General features: G+C 62.0%; 4 protein-coding genes. 2 read left to right on the top strand and 2 right to left on the bottom strand.

What is annotated here, in order from left to right; all coding sequences use genetic code 11:
• The first annotated feature begins 164 nt into the window (after window positions 1–164).
• Both ispH and rnhA read left to right on the top strand, forming a co-directional pair.
• Window positions 165–1,139, top strand: coding sequence for a 4-hydroxy-3-methylbut-2-enyl diphosphate reductase (gene ispH, locus AACZ55_RS15555; RefSeq protein ID WP_339647559.1), 975 nt, complete (start codon window positions 165–167; stop codon window positions 1,137–1,139).
• Complete coding sequence (rnhA, locus tag AACZ55_RS15550) at window positions 1,136–1,579, top strand: ribonuclease HI (protein ID WP_339647558.1); 444 nt, start codon at window positions 1,136–1,138, stop codon at window positions 1,577–1,579. Before ispH ends, rnhA begins: the two co-directional genes overlap by 4 nt.
• A 35-nt stretch (window positions 1,580–1,614) precedes the next feature.
• Here rnhA and AACZ55_RS15545 read toward each other — a convergent pair whose 3' ends face one another.
• Window positions 1,615–2,595 carry a DUF808 domain-containing protein gene (locus AACZ55_RS15545; RefSeq protein ID WP_339647557.1) on the bottom strand — a complete coding sequence of 327 codons (981 nt, stop codon included), beginning with the start codon at window positions 2,593–2,595 and terminating at the stop codon, window positions 1,615–1,617.
• A gap of 52 nt (window positions 2,596–2,647) precedes the next feature.
• Window positions 2,648–4,285, bottom strand: a 1,638-nt coding sequence (gene glyS, locus AACZ55_RS15540; RefSeq protein WP_339647555.1) for a glycine--tRNA ligase subunit beta, incomplete at its 5' end; no start/stop codon positions are given.

Here is a 4,285-nt window from a genome sequence, read left to right as displayed (position 1 = left end):
TCGCGCTTCCGAACCGCAAAAGTCTGCAACTTTTGCTGGAAGCGCTCATCTGCCTGCTCGCGCTTCCGAACCGCAAAAGTCTGCAACTTTTGCTGGAAGCGCTCGTGCAAAAGCTCACAGCAAGGTGGCTTGACTTGGGCAGGGACAAACCGCATGTGAGAACCATGACCGACAAGCCCAGCCTCGACATCCTGTTGTGCGCGCCGCGCGGATTTTGCGCCGGTGTGGATCGTGCCATTCAGATCGTGGATCTGGCGCTCAAAAAGTATGGAGCGCCGGTCTATGTGCGCCATGAGATCGTTCACAACAAATTCGTGGTGGATGGGTTGCGGGCCAAGGGTGCGGTGTTTGTTGAAGAGCTCGAGGAAATTCCCGAGGGCACCGACGCACCGGTGATCTTTTCGGCGCATGGGGTGGCCAAATCGGTGCCCGCCGAAGCCAAGCACCGCAACATGTTCTTTCTCGACGCCACCTGTCCGCTGGTGACCAAGGTGCATGTGGAGGCCCAGCGTCACGCCGAGGACGGCCACGATATCGTGCTGATCGGCCATCGTGGGCACCCCGAAGTGATCGGCACCATGGGGCAATTGCCGCCAGGCAAGATTACCCTGATCGAGACGGTTGCGGATGCCGAGGCATTTGCGCCGCGCGATCCGGACAATCTGGCGCTGGTGACCCAGACCACGCTGTCGGTGGATGACACAAGCGCCATGGTGATGGTGCTCAAGAGCCGGTTTCCCAATATCTCGGTGCCGGCCAAGGAAGACATCTGCTATGCCACCACCAACCGGCAGGAAGCCGTAAAGGCCGTGGCGCCGCGGGTGGATGCGATGATCGTTGTGGGCGCCCCCAATTCTTCGAACTCCATGCGCCTCGTGGAAGTGGGCGAGCGGGCCGGATGCAGGGTTTCGGTGCTGGTCCAGCGGGCTGAGGACATCGACTGGGATCAGTTCGGGGATATTTCTTCGCTGGGCATCACGGCCGGGGCTTCGGCGCCGGAATCGCTGGTCGAAGAGGTGATCGAAGCCTTTGCCGAGCGGTTTACGGTCAATGTCGAGATCGCGGTGACGGCTGAAGAAAATATCGCGTTTAATATCCCGCGTGTCCTGCGCCAGCTTGAAGAGGCGTCGGGGCATTGAGCGAGACGGTGGTGATCCATACCGACGGGGCCTGTTCAGGCAACCCGGGCCCCGGCGGCTGGGGCGCTGTGCTTGAATACAATGGTACGGTCAAAGAGCTCAAGGGCGGCATGGCCCAGACCACCAACAACCAGATGGAGCTGACGGCCGCCATCGAGGCGCTCAATGCGCTCAAGCGACCCTGCGCCGTGGAAATCCACACCGACAGCCAATATGTCAAGAACGGCATTGGTGGCTGGCTGCATGGCTGGAAGCGCAATGGCTGGAAGACGGCAGCGAAAAAGCCGGTCAAGAATGTCGAACTGTGGCAGGCGCTTGATGCGGCGACCAAGCGGCACACCATCACCTGGCACTGGGTGAAGGGGCACGCGGGGCACGACCTCAATGAGCGCGCCGACCGGCTGGCCAATGAGGGCATGGCGCCGTTCAAGGGACGCTAACCTCAACTCTCCTCAACTCAGGCGATTCCAGCGGTTCAGTGTGCGACCGGCTTTTCCTTGCGGAACAGGGCCAGCACCGGCGCGATGGCGAACTCGGCAACCGGGATCAGGATGAATCCGATCACGAGGCCGAGGATGCCCGAGATAACGGCAATGGTAAGCCAGTTGAGAGCGCCCGCAATGGCGGGGACCGCGCCTTCTACCAAGTGAGCGACGTCTTCGATCCAGTGCTCGGGCCCGGCAAAGCCCATGCCTGCCAACCCATGGACGATGATGCCGCCGCCGACCCAGAGCATGGCGGCGGTGCCCACGATGGCAAGCCATTTGAGAAAGACGGGCATGCCCGCGACCAGCCCCCGGCCTATGGCACGGCCCAGGCCGGTCTTGCCATCCTTTGCCAGATAAAGCCCTACGTCGTCGGCTTTGACGATCAGGGCCACACCGCCATAAACGAGAATTGTCATGCCAAGGGCCACGACCAGAAGCACCAGCGCCTGGTTGACGACGTTGCCGGCCGGGATTTGCGCCAGTGCGATGGTCATGATTTCGGCGGACAGGATGAAATCGGTCTTGATTGCGCCGGCGACCTTTTCGGCCTCGAGCTTTTCGGCGTTGGCGGCGGACGGAACCACCTTTTTCTCGTGCTCGTGTGCCTGGTGTGGGAACGCCGCCTCATAGATTTTTTCGGCGCCTTCATAGCACAGATAGGCCCCGCCCAGCATCAGGAGGGGATTGATCATCCAGGGCAGAAAGGCGCTGAGCAGGAGGGCGGCAGGCAGGAGGAAGATCAGCTTGTTCTTGATCGAACCCAGAGCAATCTTGCCGACGATTGGCAGTTCGCGCTCGGGTTTGAAGCCCTGGACGTATTTGGGCGTCACCGCGGCGTCGTCGATCATAGCCCCGGCCGCCTTGGCACCGGCTTTCATCGCCTGGCCGGCAATATCGTCGACCGAAGTCGCCGCCACCTTGGCGAGGGCGGCAACATCATCGAGAAGGGCGAGTAGGCCGACGCTCATGTAATAAATCCCCTATGTGGCGTTCATAACCGCTTGGCCAGGCCGTAGTTCCCTAGCCTGCGACCTTACCGAAGTCAGCGACCAGATGCATCGTGTCGCGCAGGGACGCCAGAAGATTGAGGCGGTTGGCGCGGATGGCCGGATCGGGGTCGTTGACGAGGACAGATTCGAAGAAGGCATCGACAGGCGCGCGGAGCGAGGCGAGAACCGAGATGGCGCCGGCGTAGTCGTCGTTTTCGAGGCGAGCGATCACGTCGGTGCGGGCCCGTGCGATGGCGGCCGCGAGGCTTTGTTCCTCGGGGGTGGAAAGCCTTGCAGCATCGACCGGGTCGGCATAGGCGCGGCCGTCCTTTTTCTCCTCGGCGGTGAGGATGTTGGCGGCGCGCTTGTAACCGGCCAGCAGAGCCTTGCCGTCTTCGGCAGCGAGGAGCGAGGACAGCGCAGCAACGCGCGAGACGATCTGCAGGATGTCGTCGCTGTCGGACGAGATCACCGAATCGACGAGGTCGTGGCGGGCGCCGGAATCGCGGAGCGACACCTTCAGGCGGTCATGGAAGAAGCTCAGCAAATTGGCGTCCGACACAAAACGGTTGAGCGAGAGCCGCAGCTTGTTGTCCACGATCAGCCGGATCACACCCAGCGCAGCGCGGCGCAGGGCGTAAGGGTCTTTGCTGCCGGTCGGCTTTTCATCAATCGCCCAGAAGCCGGTGAGGATATCGAGCTTGTCGGCAAGCGCGACAGAGATGGCGACCGGTTCGGCGGGCACGCGATCGGAGGGGCCTAGCGGCTTGTAGTGTTCTTCGATGGCCGTGGCGACCTGGGGCTTTTCGCCCTGAGCAAGCGCGTAATAGCGGCCCATCAGGCCCTGGAGTTCGGGGAATTCGCCGACCATGCCGGTGGGCAGATCGGCCTTTGAGAGTTTTGCGGCGCGCTTGGCGTCTTCAACATCGGCGCCGACCAGCGGGGCGATTTCGGCGGCGAGTTTTTCGATGCGGGCAAGGCGGGCGGCCTGGGTGCCCAGCTTGGCGTGGAAGACGACATCTTCGAGCTTGGGAAGATTGTCGAGCAACGGGGTCTCGAGATCGGTTTCGTAGAAGAATTTGGCATCGGACAGGCGGGCGCGGATGACGCGCTCATTGCCCGCAACGATGGTTTTACCGTCGTCCTCGGCGATGAGGTTCGATGTCAGGATGAACTTGTTGGCCAGTTTACCCGTCGAGGCGTCGCGCAGGCAGAAACATTTCTGGTTGGCGCGGATTGTGGCGATGATGGCTTCTTCGGGCACCTTGAGAAAGGCCTCGTCGAACGACCCCATCATGACTACGGGCCATTCGACCAGTCCGGCGACTTCTTCGAGCAGGCCCTCATCGACGATCAGGTCGAGCCCCTGGGCGAAGGCGAGCTGTTCAGCGTCGGTGCGAATGATCTGCTTGCGGCGGTCGATGTCGAGCACCACGTGGGCCTTTTCGAGCGCCTGCACGTAATCGTCAAAGCGGCGGACTTTTATGGCATCGGGGGCCATAAACCGGTGGCCGTAGGTGGTGTTGCCCGAGGTGACAGTGCCCAGTTCGAACTCGATAACGTCGGGCTCTTCGCCCTCGGGGCCGAAGGTTGCGGTGATGGCGCGCAGCGGGCGGACCCATTCAAGACGCCCTGCCCCCCAACGCATGGGCTTGCCCCAGGGGAAGGA

The organism is uncultured Pelagibacterium sp., from assembly GCF_963972885.1.
Classification (GTDB): domain Bacteria; phylum Pseudomonadota; class Alphaproteobacteria; order Rhizobiales; family Devosiaceae; genus Pelagibacterium; species Pelagibacterium nitratireducens.
Note: the sequence above shows the minus strand (reverse complement) of the source record. Positions and strands in the feature narration are given on the sequence as shown.